This window comes from Oceanobacter sp. 1_MG-2023 (assembly GCF_030689025.1).
Taxonomy (GTDB): Bacteria; Pseudomonadota; Gammaproteobacteria; order Pseudomonadales; family Oceanobacteraceae; genus Oceanobacter.
The window spans coordinates 274530-290993 of the sequence record NZ_JAUYWA010000002.1; the positions used below are offsets into that span (position 1 = coordinate 274530).

Genomic DNA, 16464 nt, shown 5'->3' on the forward strand with positions numbered 1-16464 from the left:
GGACAGACCCAATGATATGTCGCAAGACACCTTTATTCCTGGCCGTATCCGCGGCTGTATTCACCCTGTCAACGTATGCCGACCAGTCTGCCATGGAAGAAGTGGTCGTGACGGCGGATTTTCGCCAGACCGATGTCCAGTCCATTCCGGAAGCAACGACCGTTGTTGGTGCGGCTGCTATTGAACAGCGCTCGGCGGATCATCTCGAAAGCCTGCTGGCGCTGGCTCCCAACGTCAACTTCACTTCCGGTGCTTCCCGGGGGCGTTTTTTCCAGATTCGCGGTATTGGTGAACGCAGCCAGTATGTGGACCCGGTCAACCCATCGGTGGGTTTGCGGGTTGATGGCATCGACATGACCGGGCTGGGCGGTGGTGCAGGTTTGTTTGATGTACAGCAGGTCGAGGTCTTGCGCGGCCCACAAGGCACCCGTTTTGGTGCCAATGCCCTGGCCGGTATGATCAATATCGAAAGTAATGATCCAACAGAACAGTTTGAAGGCATGGTGTCGGGCAAACTGGGTAACTACAACACCAAAGCCCTCGGTGCCGTGGTGTCGGGGGAAGTCGGCCCGGGACTGAATATGCGCTTGTCGGCGCATCAGAACAGCTCGGATGGGTATATTCACAACGCTTACCTCGATCGTGATGACACCAACAATATCGATGAACAGCTGGTACGTCTGAAAGGCAATCTGGCGCTGGATGAGCGTAATACCCTGGCACTGACCTGGTTGTATATCGATGTGGATAACGGCTTTGATGCCTTTTCTCTCGATAATAACCGCACCACCTATTCCGATAATCCGGGTGTTGATCGGCAGAATACCCATGCCGCCGCCCTGACCTGGACATCGGAAATGGCCGAGGCGTTTGATCTGCGCGTGCATGCCTCTGGCAGCAACGGCAACACCGAATACAGCTACGACGAAGATTGGGCTTATGGCGAATACGATGGCACCACCGACAACATCTGTGTAACGCCGGGCACTTGTTTGGCCAATCAAGGAGGGTATAGCTCTACTGACCAGTATCTGCGCGATCACCGCCGCCGTGAACTGGACGTGCGCTTGACCTCTACCGAAGCAGGACAATTGTTCTCCGGTTCGACCGACTGGGTTGTGGGTGTATATCGTATGACCCGCTCAGAAGATATGACCCGCTTCTATACCTGGAATACGGAGACCTTTTTCAGTGACCTCAACACCGCCTCCACGGCGGTCTACGGTGAACTGTCCGTTCAAGCCAGTGACGACCTGGTGGTAACGACGGGTGTGCGCAGTGAACAGTGGAACACCGACTATGACGACAGTAACGCCATTAACAATGACCGCACGGAAAGCTTGTGGGGCGGTAAAGTGGCGCTGGAATACCTGCTTAATAGCAACCAGCTGGCTTATGCGTCATTGGCGCGTGGTTATAAAGCCGGTGGGGTGAATACCGACCAAGACATCAGCGAAGACCATCGCACTTTCGATACCGAGTTTAATAATGCGCTGGAAGCCGGATTAAAATCCAGCCTGCTCGACGACACCTTACGCACTCGTGTAGCGGCCTTTTATATTCAGCGTAAAGACCAGCAAGTCAAAAGTTCGTTGGCGGTACAAAACGAAGATAACAGCGGTATCAGCTTCCAGGACTATCTGGCCAACGCCGCGGAAGGGGTTAACTACGGTCTGGAACTGGAAACCGACTGGGCACTCAGTGAACAGCTGAACTGGACTTTCAGTGGTGGCTGGTTACAAACCAAGTTTATCGACTATCAGTACGAAACCGCCGATGGCACCTTCAGCATGAACGGTCGTGAGCAGGCTCAGTCGCCGACGTACAGCTTTGCCAACAGTCTGGCTTATGCGGTTGGCAACGGCCTGACGTTGGTACTGGAAAACGAAGCCAAAGACAGCTTCTACTTTTCCGACAGTCATTATGAAGAATCCACCGCCTATGTCATGTGGCATGCCCGGGTGGCGTATGATGGTAGCAATTACCAGCTGGCCGTGTACGGTCGTAACCTGACCGATGTCGAGCAGGAAGTCCGTGGTTTCCATTTTGGTAATGACCCCCGTGACGGCTACACCAACGAGCGCTGGGTACAGTATGGCGACCCGCGACTGGTTGGCGTGGAAGGCAAATACTATTTCTGACCGGTTGTTTATTCAGGCCAGTCACTGCTGACTGGCCTATGCTTTATTCCCGTAATCCCATCCTAATCTCAGGAGTACCGTATGGAACTTTCCGTTGATATCAGCGCATACCCATTGGCAGACAAATATATCCCCGCGATCAAAGACTTTATCGAGCGTCTGCAAGGGACCGAAGGACTGACCGTGGTGTGCAACACCATGTGCACCCAGGTGTTTGGTGACTACGATCTGGTCATGAATACCATTGCCGCAGAAATGAAACACTCGTTCGAAACCTATGGCAAAGCCATTTTTGTCTATAAGATGATTCCGGGTGTGAATCTGGACCCTGCGCTCAAGCCACACGGCTAGGCTTGGGGGTTGGGTTTGAGGGCCAGGTTTAAGGGGTGTTGTGGGAACAGGATTGGATGCCTCGGCGGCGGTGATCAACCGCTGTACTGACACCACGACCAGAGCCGCTGAACCAGCACGACCAAGACCAGAACCACAGACACCAAATCATCGCCACGACCCTGTAACGCCCATAAGGCGCTGCTCTGGTCGTGCGAGACAACTCCGAGGTAATCCAATCCGATGGATAACATAGTGAGCCAGATGACAGCTGCTCTGGCTGCCCAAAGCCTCCCCGAGGTCATTGCCGTGGTGCTGGGGCTTGCTTATCTGGTACTGGCCATGCGTCAGAGTAACTGGTGCTGGTATGCGGCCTTTGGCAGTACTGCCATTTTCAGCTGGTTGTTCTGGGATGTCAGCTTGCTGATGGAATCGGCGCTGAATGTCTATTATCTGCTGATGGCTCTCTATGGCTGGTGGGCCTGGCAGCATTCCGCTGCGGATGAAACCACCGAAGAACTGCCAATCCAGCGCTGGAACCTGACACAGCATATGCTGACACTGGCAGCCATTGCTGGGCTGACACTGGTGAGTGGTGCCTTGTTACACAGCAATACCAGCGCGGTCATGCCCTATCTGGATTCCTTTACCACCTGGGGCGCGGTGATCACTACCTGGATGGTGACTCGTAAAGTGCTGGAAAACTGGCTTTACTGGATTGTGATCGATGCCGTGGCGATTTATCTGTATATCGACCGTGAGTTGTATCTGACCGCCACCCTGATGGCTATTTATGTGGTGCTGGCTGCCATCGGCTGGTTTGTCTGGCATAAGGATTATCGTGACCAGAGTGTGCGGCACAACCATCGGGATGCACCCGATTGGCAGCAAGTTTGAGCTGGCTGTTTCTCCCCTGCACTGAGCCGCCACACGACGCTCAGTGTCAGCATATTCTGGCGGAATGGCAGAACTGGGACCTGTGTGATCACGCCCCTGGTGTGGATGACATGGTGTTGATGACCGGCGGCCTGACCAATCGTAGCTGGGCACTGACACTGGATTCTGGCGAATACGTGGTACGGCTCAGTGCAGCCAACAGCCAGTCGCTGGATATATGTCGTGAAACCGAATACCGCATTCAACAGCGGGCCGCCCAGGCTGGTCTGGCACCCCGGATACGTTACCGCAGTGCCGATGACAGTTACTGGATCGTCGACCGGGCCGATGGCCCGGAGCTGTCGGAGTGTATGCGCGGTAGCATCAGCACTGAACTGATGACCATACTGGCGCAACAACTGACCCGGCTTCATACCTTGCCCTTCGGTCCAGATTTGCCTGAGCTGCATGTGGCGGTCAAGGCCGAGCACTACTGGCGTGCCATTGAAGTTCGCTGGCCCGGAGACTGGAGCCAGCAGCGATTACCGTTGCAGCACTTGCTGGCCGAGGCGCCAGGTCCAGAACGGGCGCTGTGTCATATGGACCCGAACCCGCTTAACTGGCGCTTGCATCAGGGACGCTGGATTCTGATCGATTGGGAATATGCCGCGGTGGGCCATCCTTGCTGGGATATCGCCGGGTTGGCAGTATCAGCCAACATGAAAGCAGAGCAGCAACAGCAGTGGTGCGCTCTGTTTGGCATTGATGTCATGGGGAAGGATTGGCAACGGGCCTTGCTGCAAGAGCACTATTTTGCGGTGCTCTGGTATGGCGTACAGGGCATGATCGACCAGCCCCGGCTGGTGGCCGAGCTCGACGAGCTGCATCGTGCGGCTCGCCGACTGGACTGACCCGCAGCAAGCCGGGCTCCACGGCCCGTCGTATTAAGCGGCGGGCTGGGCGGCCTGGCGTCTGCGGCACAGTTTGTCGCGGTATTCCGCCGGATCCTTGCTGATCGCCATTTGCCCGTCGGCGGCGGTCAGCTGGGCTGACTGCAGCTGTTGGGTCAATATCCGGCTGAGCCAGAATCTCAATGCCGCGCCACGCAAGGCCATTGGCCAAAGCGCCTGTTCGGCTTCAGTGAACGGTCGTACCGACTGATAACCCTCCAGCAAGGCCTCCAGCAAGTCGTACTGCCAGTTACCATGGCTGTCGCAACACCAGTCGTTGGCAGCAATGGCAAGGTCAAAAATCCAGGCGTCCTGACAAGCGTTATACAAATCCAGAATGGCCCCCAGTTTCGGGCCAGCAGCGGTATTTTCAAACAACACGTTATCGTGGAACAGATCACCGTGAATCCAGCCATGGGGTAACGCCAGCCAGTCTCCCCGGATCTGTTGCTGCTGCTGGATCTCATCTCGCAACAGGGCCATATCGGCTTCATTCAGGACATGGGTCAGTGTGCCCGCCATATAGGTCCACCAGTCGAGACTGCGACTGTTGGGGCGCTGGACATTAAGGTCTGCTGCCGCCAGATGCAATTGTGCCAGTCCGGCGGCGGCCTGGCGGGCATGACTGGCAGTTGGATGCTCGACATGCTCGCCCGCCAGACGCGGACACAGAATTGCCGGTTTGTGTTCCAGGGAAAACAGCCACTGGCCATCACGATTGGCGATGGGTGCGGGCACGGGTAACGATGACGATTGCCCGGCAGCATTGGCGCGGCCAAGATGATTGGCCAGCGCAACAAATTGCTCGACTTCATCGGCAGCATGGTGCTCAAACAACGTCAGCACAAACTCACCGGCCGTGGTAGTGACAAAGTAATTGGTATTTTCAATACCTCCAGCGATGCCGCGCAAAGACAGCAGCGAGCCGAGCTCGAATTGTTCGAGCCAGACGGCCAGAGTGGATTGTGGGACGGGCGTATAGACAGACATAACGTGATTATATCACCAGCGGAAGATAACCCATTTGGGTACGACGATATCGGGATTGTCTTTGCGGACAAAGTTATCCCCTTGAGATTCTGGTACCAGGTAATACGGCTTGCCTACTTTGGGCTCGACCTTGATTTCAACCAGTTCGCCATTGACCCGGAACTCATAAAAGGTTTTGTCGCCATCATTACGGATGGTAACAGACTCTCCACTTGGGTCGGCCGCAAAGCCAACGCTCGAAAACAGCGCTGAAGCCAGAGTAACACCCAGCACCACGGTGGCACGACGGAGGTTCAGACGAGTCGGGGTCTTCATGTTAGGATGCCTTTCAATTTCAATTCTTCCTTATTGTATGCCGACCCGGACGTGAACCCCAGCGCCAGCGGCCGGATTTTGCCGAGTCTACAGGAATTCTGTTATGCCCAAGTCTGTTGTTCTTATCGACGGATCTTCCTATCTGTTCCGTGCCTTTCATGCCATTCCACCGCTGACCAATTCACGCGGTGTGCACACCAATGCAGTGAAAGGCGTGATCAGCATGATCAAACGACTGCAAAAAGACTATCCCGATGCCCAGATGGTGGCGGTGTTTGATGCCAAAGGCAAAACCTTTCGTAACGATATGTACCCGGAGTACAAAGCCAATCGCCCGCCAATGCCGGACGAGCTGCGCGAACAAATCGCCCCCATCCATGACATCATCCGCGCCATGGGCCTGCCGCTGCTGATTATCGACGGTGTGGAAGCCGACGACGTTATCGGCACGTTGGCGGCCCAGGCCGAAGCCAGCCAGTGTCAGGTGGTTATTTCCACTGGCGACAAGGACATGGCGCAGCTGGTGGATCCGCATGTGTCATTGATCAACACCATGACCAGCACCTTTCTGGATGTCGACGGGGTAAAAGAAAAATTTGGCGTACCGCCGGAACACATTATCGACTACCTGGCGCTGATGGGCGACAAGGTCGATAACATTCCCGGCGTGCCCAAGGTCGGTGAAAAAACCGCCGTTGGGCTGGTGGCTGGATTAGGCTCGCTGGAAACCATTTACGCCAATCTGGATCAGGTCAAGACCCTCAGCTTCCGTGGTGCCAAAACCCTGGCTCCAAAGCTGGAAGAACACAAGGACCAGGCCTTTCTGTCGAAAGAGCTGGCCACCATCAAATGTGATGTCGAGCTGCCGCAATCGCTGGGAGAGCTGCACAGTACGACAACCGACACCGATGCCTTGCTGGCGCTGTATCAGAGCATGGAATTCAAAGCCTGGATCGCCGAGTTATCGGAGGCATCCAGCAACCCGCCCGAAGCCAACAGCTCTGACAGCCGGCCCTCAAGTGCCAGCGCTGAACAGCCGTTGGCAACCGCTGCTGACACCGCCACGGAAGTGGATGTCCCGACCGTCAGTGCTGAACCGGGTGAATACGAGCTGGTGCTGACGCAGGCCGACCTCGATCGCTGGGTTGAGCAGCTCAAAGCCAGTGAACTGTTTGCCTTCGATACCGAAACCACCTCGCTTAACTACAAGGACGCCCGCATTGTGGGCGTCTCGTTTGCGGTGGAAGCCGGCCAGGCTGCTTACGTACCATTGGCACATGATTATGACGGCGCACCGGAACAGCTCGACCGCGACACCGTATTGGCACAACTCAAGCCGCTGCTGGAAGATAACAACCACAAAAAAGTCGGCCAACACATGAAGTACGACGCCCACGTACTGGCCAACCACGGTATTCACCTGCAAGGGGTGCAGTTCGATACCCAGCTGGAAAGCTATGTGCTGGATTCCGTCGCGACCCGTCATGATATGGACAGCCTGGCGTCAAAGTATCTGGAATATCAAACCACCTCGTTTGAAGACGTGGCGGGCAAGGGCGTCAAACAAAAAACCTTTAATCAGGTTGAACTCGATATGGCTGGGCCATACGCCGCCGAAGACGCCGATATCACCCTGCGTCTGCATCAGACCCTGTGGCCCCAACTGCAAAATCAGGGCGCATTGGCGAAGGTTTTTACTGACATAGAAATGCCCGTTATGCCGATCCTTACGGCGATGGAATCCCTCGGGGCACTGATTGATGCCGACAAACTGCATGAGCAAAGCGCCGAGCTGGAGCAAAAACTGCAGCAGCTGGAGCAGCAGGCTCACGACGTGGCGGGGCAAGTCTTTAACCTTGGGTCGCCCAAGCAGCTGGGTGAAATCCTGTATCAGAAACTCGGCTTGCCCGTGAAAAAGAAAACCCCGAAAGGGGCACCGTCAACGGCGGAAGAAGTGCTGCTGCAGCTGGCGGAAGAAGGCCATGAACTGCCCAAAATCATCCTCGAAAACCGGGGGTTGGCGAAATTAAAAAGCACTTATACCGACAAGTTACCCACCATGATTGCCGGCTCGACCGGGCGGGTGCACACCTCTTACCATCAGGCTGTGGCTGCCACCGGGCGCTTGTCGTCCAGTGATCCGAACTTACAGAATATTCCGATTCGCTCTGAGGAAGGCCGCCGTATTCGTCAGGCATTTATCGCGCCGTCAGGCTACCGGCTGGTGGCGGCAGATTACTCCCAGATTGAACTGCGCATCATGGCGCACCTGTCGGGTGATGACGGTTTGTTGAAAGCCTTCAGCGAAGGCCGGGATGTACACCGGGCTACCGCGGCAGAAGTCTTTGGTGTTGATGAAGCCGACGTCACCGACAACCAGCGCCGCAGCGCCAAGGCGATCAACTTTGGTTTGATTTATGGCATGTCGGCGTTTGGGTTGGCAAAGCAGCTGGGCATTGGCCGTGGCGAAGCCCAGGATTACGTCAACCTCTACTTCGAACGTTACCCCGGTGTGCGGGAATATATGGACAACACCCGTGAACACGCCAAAGACCTGGGCTATGTCGAAACCATCTTTGGCCGTCGTCTGTACCTGCCAGAAATAAAATCCCGCAACGGCCAGCGTCGTCAACACGCAGAACGTACCGCGATCAACGCGCCGATGCAGGGCAGCGCCGCCGACATTATCAAGCGCGCCATGATTCGGGTCGCCAACTGGCTGCCGGATTCCGGGTTTGATGCCCGCATGGTCATGCAAGTGCACGATGAACTGGTGCTGGAAGTACGGGCAGAAGAAACGGATGTATTTGCTGAAGCCCTGAAACAGCAAATGCAGGGCGCGGCTGAATTACGGGTACCGCTGCTGGTGGAAGCCGGGATCGGTGACAACTGGGATGAGGCTCACTGAGCCTCGCTGTTCTACGGCGCTTGTGGTCTGAGTCATCAGGAGAGCGGTGATCAGCAGGCGCCATCGTTCTGCACTGGCTTGACGGTATCGACTGCGAAAACCTGTCATGCCAAGGCTCGACCGAACGATACCGAATGGAATCCCGTGCACTCGCCTTTGAACTCGCCTCTCACTCTCTGTGGGCGATTTTGTCTTATTCACGACAATGTCGGGTTTCTCTCCTGCCGATCCTTGCCACCGCCATCCGCAGAGATTGGCTGTTGGAAGCGGGATGGCGCTGCTGACGTGAGGTTCTGACGGTTTTGGATTGACTGGCCCGGTTGGTCTGACTTGTGCTTCGTTATATATAAAATTATATAACGGTAGGAATATTGTATGGTTTCATCGAAATGGACTCACCGCCTGACAGCGACACTGGTTGCCATGCTGATGTTGGGGTGTTCTGCCCGGATATGGGCCGTCGAGCTGAAAGTTTACGCAGGTGCCGGTTTACGACCGGCCATCGATGCTCTGGTACAGGAGTACCAACGTCAAAGCGGTGATCAGGTACGAGTGGAATACGGAGGCTCGGGCGCAATCCTGACACGTTATCAACTCAGCCATCAGGGAGATGTGTTTATCCCCGGCTCACGAATGTACTTCGATAAACTGGCGGGAGAGGTGCTCTCGGTACACGACATTGTGGCGCACACTCCGGTGGTTGGCGTCAGTCTCCGCCGAGGTGCCAATGTCCAGCGCCTGGATGACCTGACCCAGCCCGGCCTTCGAGTAGCATTGGGAGACCCGAAAGCCATGGCACTGGGGCGCACTGCCGAACATATTCTGAATGCTTCCGGACAGGGAGACGCCATTCGTCGTAACACGGTGATGCGGGCAGGGACGGTCAAGCAACTGGCGATGTACTTGGTTCAAGGGGAAGTGGACGCTGCCATCATTGGACGTACCGAAGCCTTTCTGAACGCCGGGCATATCCGCATGGTGGCCATTCCAGAGCATTTGTATCAACCCGAAATCGTTGCTGCCGGGGTGCTGAAAAGCAGCCAATACCCGGATCAGGCCCAGGCCCTGGTGGATTTTCTGACCTCCGCAGAGGGGGTTGCCGGGTTTGAAAAGGTCGGGTTTTTACCCATCCAATCCACCTGGCAAGCTTCGCAGGCAGCAACAAAATGAACTGGCTTGGGCTGTTGTTTGCACTGCCGCTGGTGCTGATGGCGCTGGTAATTATTGGGGTTGTGGGAGCCCTGGTGAGCTATTTGTCACCGGGCGACTTGCAGAGTGCGCTGCTGTCGGAAGAAACCCTGTTTGCCGTCGGGATGAGTCTGCAAACCTCGTTATTATCGCTGGCGCTGGCATTGCTGTTGGCGGTACCGGCGGCTCATTGTTTGGCACGACAGGCATTTCCCGGCAAAGCAATGGTGGAGACCTTACTGGATTTACCCATGGTAACGCCGCCGCTGGTTGCCGGGGTCGGCTTGTTGTTTTTGCTGGGCTACCAAAGCCCGGTCGGAGCTGCGTTGGCGGCGGCGGGTATCAATCTGCTGTTTTCTCCTGCCGGTATTGTGCTGGCGCAAACGTACGTCGCGGCTTCTATTATCGTGCGTACGGCGCGAGCGGCATTTGCCAGCGTGGATCAGGATTACGCGCGTATGGCCTGGACGCTTGGCTTATCACCCGGATGGGCATTTTTACTGGTAGAAATCCCGATGGCAGCCCGAGGCTTGGTGACTGCGGCAGTCTTGGGGTGGGCACGGGCTCTGGGTGAATTTGGAGCCACCTTGATGGTGGCCGGAGCGACACGGATGTATACCGAAACACTGCCGATGGCGGTGTACCTGAATATTGCCAGCGGTGAAACCGGTCTGGCGGTTGCCTGTGCCCTGATTTTGCTGGGGCTGGCGTTTCTGTTGCTTTTGGCAACCCGCCTGGTGGACAGGGATACGCCAAAGGAGGTGGAATATGTCGGCCGTGGCGCTTGAAAAAATCAGCAGCCGGATTCTGCATGAGGTTTCCCTGAATGTGGCCGATGGAGAAGCGGTGGCGATCCAAGGGCCGTCCGGCTCTGGAAAAAGTACCTTGCTGAAAGTGGTGGCCGGTTTGGTTACCCATCAGGGGCGCGTCTTGTTTGATGATACCGCGGTACATGGCTGGGCACCTCACCGCCGACGGCTGGGGTATCTGAGCCAGGATTTGCATTTGTTCCCGCATCTGACGGTACGGCAGAATGTCTGGCTGTCTCTGGCATTCGGGTTTGACCATCAGGGTTCTCGCGCCGAGCGGATTGAAGAGGCCCTGTGTCTGGCCCGCGCGCAACATTTGCACAACCGTTATCCCGCCCAGCTGTCTGGTGGCGAACGGCAACGGGCGGCTCTGGCCCGTTGTCTCGCCCGGCGGCCGGGCGTGCTGTTGCTGGATGAGCCGTTTTCAAGCCTGGATCTGGGGAATCGGCACACCATCTGGCGTGACTTGAATGCACTGCGACAGCCGTTGCAAATGACCTTGTTGCTGGTCACTCATGATGAAACTGAAGCGCAGGTATTGGCAGATCGTACGGTTTGGCTGCAGCATGGCCAGATTGTGTCGAGGTGATTATTCCATGCTGTGCTCCAGCCTGGCGGCCAGAGGTTCTGGGAGATGGTAAAAAAGACCCGGGCGTTATGGAAATCACGACCGGGTCAACTTCGGATTCTGGAGGAATGACCGAAGACTGGAAACCAGTCGCCTGTTCCAGTATTCCGTGCGGGGAACTGTCCCACTGTACTGCATAAGCACACAGATAGTGCGGTTACTGGCCGCCACCATACTGCGTTTACAGTGAGATGTGACTCAGATCAACCGTTTCCGAGTGCAGCCAGGCTATCTGGATGCTCAGTCATCACCGGAATCAGAATCGTTTGGGGCAGCCGCAGGCAGGTCAGTAATGCCCGGGTCGATATCATCTTCAGGATTAGCGCCAACCGTATCGCCCGGTGGCAAGAACCACTGGTTAAGACGCCGTTTCAATTCCTCCAGTCCATCGCCATTCAGCGATGAAAACATCTGCACGGATACATCTGTTGAGCTGTCACGTACCGCTTGCTGGACCTTTAGCAACGTGCTTTTGGCAGCCCCTCGTTTGAGTTTGTCGGATTTTGTCAGTACCAGATGGAGAGGCATACCGTTATCATTGGCCCATTCCAGCATGCGCTGGTCGTAATCGGTCAGTGGATGACGTATATCCATTAGTAGTACCAGGCCGACCAGCGCTTCGCGTTTTTGCAAATAGTTGCCGAGCTCTTTTTGCCAAGCATTTTTGACGCCAATAGGCACCTTGGCATAGCCATAGCCTGGCAAGTCAACGAGGGCCAGCGGCAGTTCACCAAGCTGAAAATAGTTGATCAGCTGGGTTCGACCGGGTGTTTTACTGGTTCGGGCCAGTTTTTTCTGCCCCGTCAGCCGGTTGAGTGCACTGGATTTCCCTGCATTGGAGCGGCCTGCAAAGGCGACTTCACGCGTGATTTCGCCAGGGCATTGGCTCAATGTGGCGGCGCTACGAAGGTAGTTGGTCTTGGTGTAAGTCAATGAATCCTGATTTGGCATAGGGTAAACGTAATGACCGTCCGGTTTTTGATGATATATAATGCTGGGCCTTTGAATGGCGCAGCCAGTCTAGCACAGGGTGTAACATTCCGGGCGGAGTCTCTGATGCACGCCGAGCAGAGTAAAAAATTAGCCTGATATTATAACGACTGATGAGAGAGAACGTCACAATGACCAAACTTCTGACCCTGCTTGCGGTATCAGCTGCCGCCATGTCTGCCAACGTTAACGCATTTGATGCGGAAGCCAAATACAATACCTCTTGTGGAGCGTGCCATGCTCCACAAGTTGCGCCAATGATCGGCTCACCTACCGCTTTTGATGCGGCAGCCTGGGCTCCTCGATTGGAAAAAGGTATGGATACACTGGTAAGCCACGTAACCAACGGTTTTAATGCCATGCCTCCACGCGGACTTTGCATGGATTGTTCCGCAGAAGACTATAAAGCGCTGATTACTTACATGTCGACGCCCAAATAAAGCAGCAGTGACAAACGTCGACTGCGACGACAAGAATTAACTTACTAACTGGATCTGACGATGAAAAACCTGTTGATTAGCCTGATTGTTTCAGCCGGACTGATGTCCGCGGCCCAAGCTGGTGAAGCGGCCTCCGCCTACCAGGGCGATGCCGATGCCGGCAAAGCAAAATCTGCTACCTGTGCTGCTTGCCACGGGGCAGACGGTAACAGCATGGTGCCAACATTCCCCAAACTGGCTGGGCAGGGCAAGGTGTACCTTGCCAAGCAGCTCCAGGATATTCGTGATGGACGTCGTCAGGTGCTTGAAATGACAGCCTTTGTTGCCGGACTGAGCGACAACGACATTGCCGACCTGGCCGCTTACTTCAACTCCCAGGCACCTAGCGGTGGCGGAGCCAAAGAAGAACTGGTTGAACTGGGCGAAAAAATCTACCGCGCTGGCATCGAAGAAAAAGGCGTACCAGCCTGTATGGCGTGCCACGGCCCAAGCGGCAAGGGCATCGAACTGGCAGCCTTCCCCATGCTGTCAGGTCAGCATGAAGCCTATATCTCCAAACAGCTGCATGATTTCAGCTCCGGTGCCCGTACCAACGACGGTGACAGCCGTATGATGCGAGCTACCTCATACCGATTGCACGATTCTGAAATCGAAGCGGTCTCGTCCTATATTCAGGGCCTGCGTTAAGCACGCTAACGAAAAAAAGCGGCTCCGGCCGCTTTTTTTCTGCGCCTGGGTTGGGGAACCACAGCAGGCCATCTGAGCAAAAAACGCCAATGGCGGAATGAATATCCTGCTTTGCCAGACAGTAGTTGAACCTTTGTTCAAAATCGCACCTAATTGGCAAATCTGAATCGCGACTTTAACCCTGACTGGAGATTTCTATGCTTTCGCTGATCAAACAATGGATAGCAGTACCCCTGCTGTTGATTAGCTCACTCACTTTGGCGGCAGAATACGAAGCCGGAGTGCATTACGACGTTTTGGCCGAGCCTGTGCCGGTTATGGCCGATGGCAAAGTACACGTGGAAGAAGCCTTCTGGTATGGCTGCCCACACTGCTTCCACCTGGACAGCTTTCTGGGCAAATGGGAAAGCACCTTGCCTGCAGATGTTGAATTTACCCGCGTTCCTGCTATGTTCGGTCGTGCCTGGGTTGCACACGCGCAGTTGTTCTATGTAGCCGATGTGCTGGGTATTCTCGACCAGGTACACACGCCGATTTTCCGAGCCATCAATCTGGAAAAACAACGCCTGCTGGATAAAGACGACCAACGCGATTTTCTGGTCAAAAACGGCGGCATTACCGCAGCCCAGTTTGACAAGGCGTACGACAACTTTGCCGTCAAATCCCGCATGAGCCAGGGTGACAAACGTATCCGCTCATTCAACATCAGCGGTGTACCGGCATTGATAGTACAAGGTAAATACGTTGTGTCTGCCAGTACTGCCGGTGGCCAGGATAAAATGACATCCGTTGTGGATTATCTGGTCGAAAAAGAACGCAGCGCCAAATAACCGTAACTGATAACAACCCGCGCACCGGCAGAATAGCCGCTGGTGCGCGGTGCTCCCCGATCAACCACCATCACCATGCTTTCTCCTCTTCTTCGCGTGGCCCTCACGCACCAGAACCAGCGCCCGGATACCGGTATTCCAGACGAACCTGACACAGCGAATATAGCGGAGTGTGGTAATCTTTCGCCTTCCAGTTCAGCGCGTCGGATTATCTTCAGGAGTATATGGTATGTGTGGCATTGTCGGAGCAGTAGCCCAGCGGGATGTAGTCGAAATATTGCTGGAAGGCTTGCGTCGTCTCGAATACCGGGGCTATGACTCTGCTGGCGTCGCCATTCTCGACGCCACCCAACCGGCACCGGCACTGACCCGGGTGCGACGACTGGGCAAGGTGCAGGAACTGGCCAATGCCATCGCGGCAACCGGCTTGCCCGGAGGACTGGGCATTGCCCATACACGCTGGGCCACCCACGGCGAACCCTCCGAAGCCAACGCCCATCCCCATATCTCCGGGGATATTGCCGTCGTTCACAACGGCATTATTGAAAACCACGCCAGTCTGCGCCGGGAATTAGAAGCCGACGGCTACCACTTTGAATCCCAGACCGATACCGAAGTGATCGCCCACCTGATCGCCCGAGCAGTAACCTCCGGCGAGTCTTTGCTGGCCGCCGTCAAACAGGTACGCCAACGTCTGGAAGGCGCTTACGGCATGGTCGCCGTGAACCGCGCCACTCCCGACCGCATGGTCGTTGCCCGTTCCGGCAGCCCGCTGGTGATTGGTTTCGGGATTGGCGAACACTTCGTCGCCTCCGACCAGCTCGCACTGCTGCCAGTAACCCGCAAATTTGCCTTTCTCGAAGAAGGCGACGTGGCCGAGATCACCCGCCAGAGTGTGCAGATATTCAACATCGACAACGAAGCCGTTGAACGAGAGACCCGCGAAACCTCAGTCGAACACGACGCCGGCGACAAAGGCGAATATCGCCACTACATGCTCAAGGAAATCCACGAGCAGCCCCAAGCCATCGCCAACACCCTCGAAGGACGCCTGCACAACGGCCAGCTCAACCTTGAAGCCCTGGGTGACCTCAGTGGCATCGACAACGTCCAGATCATCGCCTGCGGCACCAGCTACCATGCTGGCGTAACCGCCCGCTACTGGATCGAAGCCCTGGCCGGACTCAGCTGCAACGTCGAAATCGCCTCCGAATTCCGCTATCGCCAGCCCGTCGTCAGACCCAACACCTTGCTGGTAACCATCTCCCAGAGCGGTGAAACGGCAGATACGCTGGCAGCACTGAAACTGGCCAAACAACTGGGGTTTCGCAAAACCCTCTCCATTTGCAACGTACCCGGCTCCTCGCTGGTGCGTGAATCCGATATGGCGCTGATGACCCGCGCCGGTGCCGAAATTGGCGTTGCCTCCACCAAAGCCTTTACCACCCAGCTCACCGCATTGTTACTGCTTACCGCCGGGCTGGCGCAACAACACCCCGATGCCGATGCCATTCAGCAGCGCATCGCCACCGCCCTGGCCCAACTGCCAGGACTGATCCAGCAAGCACTGAAAATGAACGACCAGATCGAACAACTGGCCGAACGCTTCGCCGACAAACACAACGCCCTGTTCCTTGGCCGTGGCGACCAATACCCCATTGCCATGGAAGGCGCGCTCAAACTCAAGGAAATTTCCTACATCCACGCCGAAGCCTATGCCGCCGGAGAACTCAAACACGGCCCGTTGGCACTGATCGACGCCGAAATGCCCATTGTGGTGGTAGCGCCCCATAACGACCTGGTCGAAAAACTCAAATCCAACATCGAAGAAGTCCGCGCCCGGGGCGGCGAACTCTACGTCTTTGCCGGACAAGCCACCGAAATCACCCCCGCCGACAACATGATCGTACTGTCGATGCCCGCCTGCGACGACCTGATCGCCCCGATTGTCTACACCCTGCCACTGCAACTGCTCAGCTACCACGTCGCCATTATCAAAGGCACCGACGTCGACCAACCGAGGAACCTGGCCAAAAGCGTGACGGTGGAGTGATCGGGGTGGTGTAGAGGGCAACCAATGTAGGTGCCAAATAAAGTTTGATCGAATCAAATAAAGTTTGATAATAATTCCCTCCTGCTTTCCCTGAAAGGAGGGAGTTATGTCGTTAGACAACAGTAAACCACTCGATAGAGCTGACCAGATAAAGCTGAAGACCCGTGGTAAGGGGGTAGGCGCTGACTACTTGCCTGTAGTGGTCAACTAATCCCGGACAGTATTTTAAAGTTTTCCTCAGCTGCAACGGGTGAAATGCCGTCGTTGAATGTATGAGGTCGCTGCCGGTTGTAGTAGTCCATCAGATAACCACCAACATCCTTCTTGGC

General features: G+C 55.6%; 15 protein-coding genes. 12 read left to right on the forward strand and 3 right to left on the reverse strand.

Annotated features, from left to right (window positions below; translation table 11 throughout):
* Window positions 1–11 precede the first annotated feature (11 nt).
* The 4 genes from Q8W22_RS02610 to Q8W22_RS02625 all read left to right on the forward strand — a co-directional run bounded on the left by Q8W22_RS02610 (window position 12) and on the right by Q8W22_RS02625 (window position 4258).
* Entirely contained in the window at window positions 12–2141 is a 2130-nt protein-coding gene (locus Q8W22_RS02610) for a TonB-dependent receptor (RefSeq protein WP_303431095.1), read from the forward strand.
* Between the two features lie 81 nt (window positions 2142–2222).
* Window positions 2223–2492, forward strand: a complete 270-nt coding sequence (locus Q8W22_RS02615; protein ID WP_303431094.1) for a hypothetical protein — start codon at window positions 2223–2225, stop codon at window positions 2490–2492.
* A gap of 243 nt (window positions 2493–2735) precedes the next feature.
* Entirely contained in the window at window positions 2736–3368 is a 633-nt protein-coding gene (gene pnuC / locus Q8W22_RS02620; protein WP_303431388.1) for a nicotinamide riboside transporter PnuC, read from the forward strand.
* Entirely contained in the window at window positions 3353–4258 is a 906-nt protein-coding gene (locus Q8W22_RS02625; RefSeq protein WP_305451504.1) for a phosphotransferase, read from the forward strand. Before pnuC ends, Q8W22_RS02625 begins: the two co-directional genes overlap by 16 nt.
* A 33-nt stretch (window positions 4259–4291) precedes the next feature.
* Here Q8W22_RS02625 and Q8W22_RS02630 read toward each other — a convergent pair whose 3' ends face one another.
* Window positions 4292–5287 carry a homoserine kinase gene (locus Q8W22_RS02630; protein ID WP_305451505.1) on the reverse strand — a complete coding sequence of 332 codons (996 nt, stop codon included), beginning with the start codon at window positions 5285–5287 and terminating at the stop codon, window positions 4292–4294.
* A 12-nt stretch (window positions 5288–5299) separates the two neighbouring features.
* On the reverse strand, window positions 5300–5602 hold the full coding sequence (locus Q8W22_RS02635; protein WP_305413470.1) for a DUF2782 domain-containing protein: 303 nt from the start codon (window positions 5600–5602) through the stop codon (window positions 5300–5302).
* 103 nt (window positions 5603–5705) lie between these two features.
* Here Q8W22_RS02635 and polA point away from each other — a divergent pair, with 103 nt between their 5' ends.
* The 4 genes from polA (at window position 5706) to Q8W22_RS02655 (ending at window position 11096) form a co-directional block, all read left to right on the forward strand.
* A complete protein-coding gene (gene polA, locus Q8W22_RS02640; protein WP_305451506.1) occupies window positions 5706–8510 on the forward strand; it encodes a DNA polymerase I in 2805 nt (934 codons plus the stop codon).
* A 375-nt stretch (window positions 8511–8885) separates the two neighbouring features.
* Window positions 8886–9680, forward strand: coding sequence for a molybdate ABC transporter substrate-binding protein (gene modA / locus Q8W22_RS02645; protein ID WP_305451507.1), 795 nt, complete (start codon window positions 8886–8888; stop codon window positions 9678–9680).
* Window positions 9677–10486 carry an ABC transporter permease gene (locus Q8W22_RS02650; RefSeq protein ID WP_303431087.1) on the forward strand — a complete coding sequence of 270 codons (810 nt, stop codon included), beginning with the start codon at window positions 9677–9679 and terminating at the stop codon, window positions 10484–10486. Before modA ends, Q8W22_RS02650 begins: the two co-directional genes overlap by 4 nt.
* Entirely contained in the window at window positions 10467–11096 is a 630-nt protein-coding gene (locus Q8W22_RS02655) for an ABC transporter ATP-binding protein (RefSeq protein WP_305413462.1), read from the forward strand. Before Q8W22_RS02650 ends, Q8W22_RS02655 begins: the two co-directional genes overlap by 20 nt.
* A 279-nt stretch (window positions 11097–11375) precedes the next feature.
* Here the strand turns inward: Q8W22_RS02655 and yihA are convergent, their stop codons facing one another.
* On the reverse strand, window positions 11376–12086 hold the full coding sequence (yihA, locus tag Q8W22_RS02660) for a ribosome biogenesis GTP-binding protein YihA/YsxC (protein WP_305451508.1): 711 nt from the start codon (window positions 12084–12086) through the stop codon (window positions 11376–11378).
* 170 nt (window positions 12087–12256) lie between these two features.
* On the opposite strand from yihA, the gene Q8W22_RS02665 reads away from it, so the two are divergent.
* The 4 genes from Q8W22_RS02665 (at window position 12257) to glmS (ending at window position 16135) form a co-directional block, all read left to right on the forward strand.
* Window positions 12257–12565, forward strand: coding sequence for a cytochrome c5 family protein (locus tag Q8W22_RS02665; protein WP_303431084.1), 309 nt, complete (start codon window positions 12257–12259; stop codon window positions 12563–12565).
* A gap of 60 nt (window positions 12566–12625) precedes the next feature.
* Window positions 12626–13252, forward strand: coding sequence for a cytochrome c (locus Q8W22_RS02670; protein ID WP_303431083.1), 627 nt, complete (start codon window positions 12626–12628; stop codon window positions 13250–13252).
* Between the two features lie 197 nt (window positions 13253–13449).
* The gene (locus Q8W22_RS02675) at window positions 13450–14082 is read left to right on the forward strand and encodes a thiol:disulfide interchange protein DsbA/DsbL (RefSeq protein WP_303431082.1); all 633 of its coding nucleotides are present in this window, start codon (window positions 13450–13452) and stop codon (window positions 14080–14082) included.
* A 229-nt stretch (window positions 14083–14311) separates the two neighbouring features.
* Window positions 14312–16135, forward strand: coding sequence for a glutamine--fructose-6-phosphate transaminase (isomerizing) (gene glmS, locus Q8W22_RS02680; protein ID WP_305451509.1), 1824 nt, complete (start codon window positions 14312–14314; stop codon window positions 16133–16135).
* The last annotated feature ends 329 nt before the right edge of the window (window positions 16136–16464 follow it).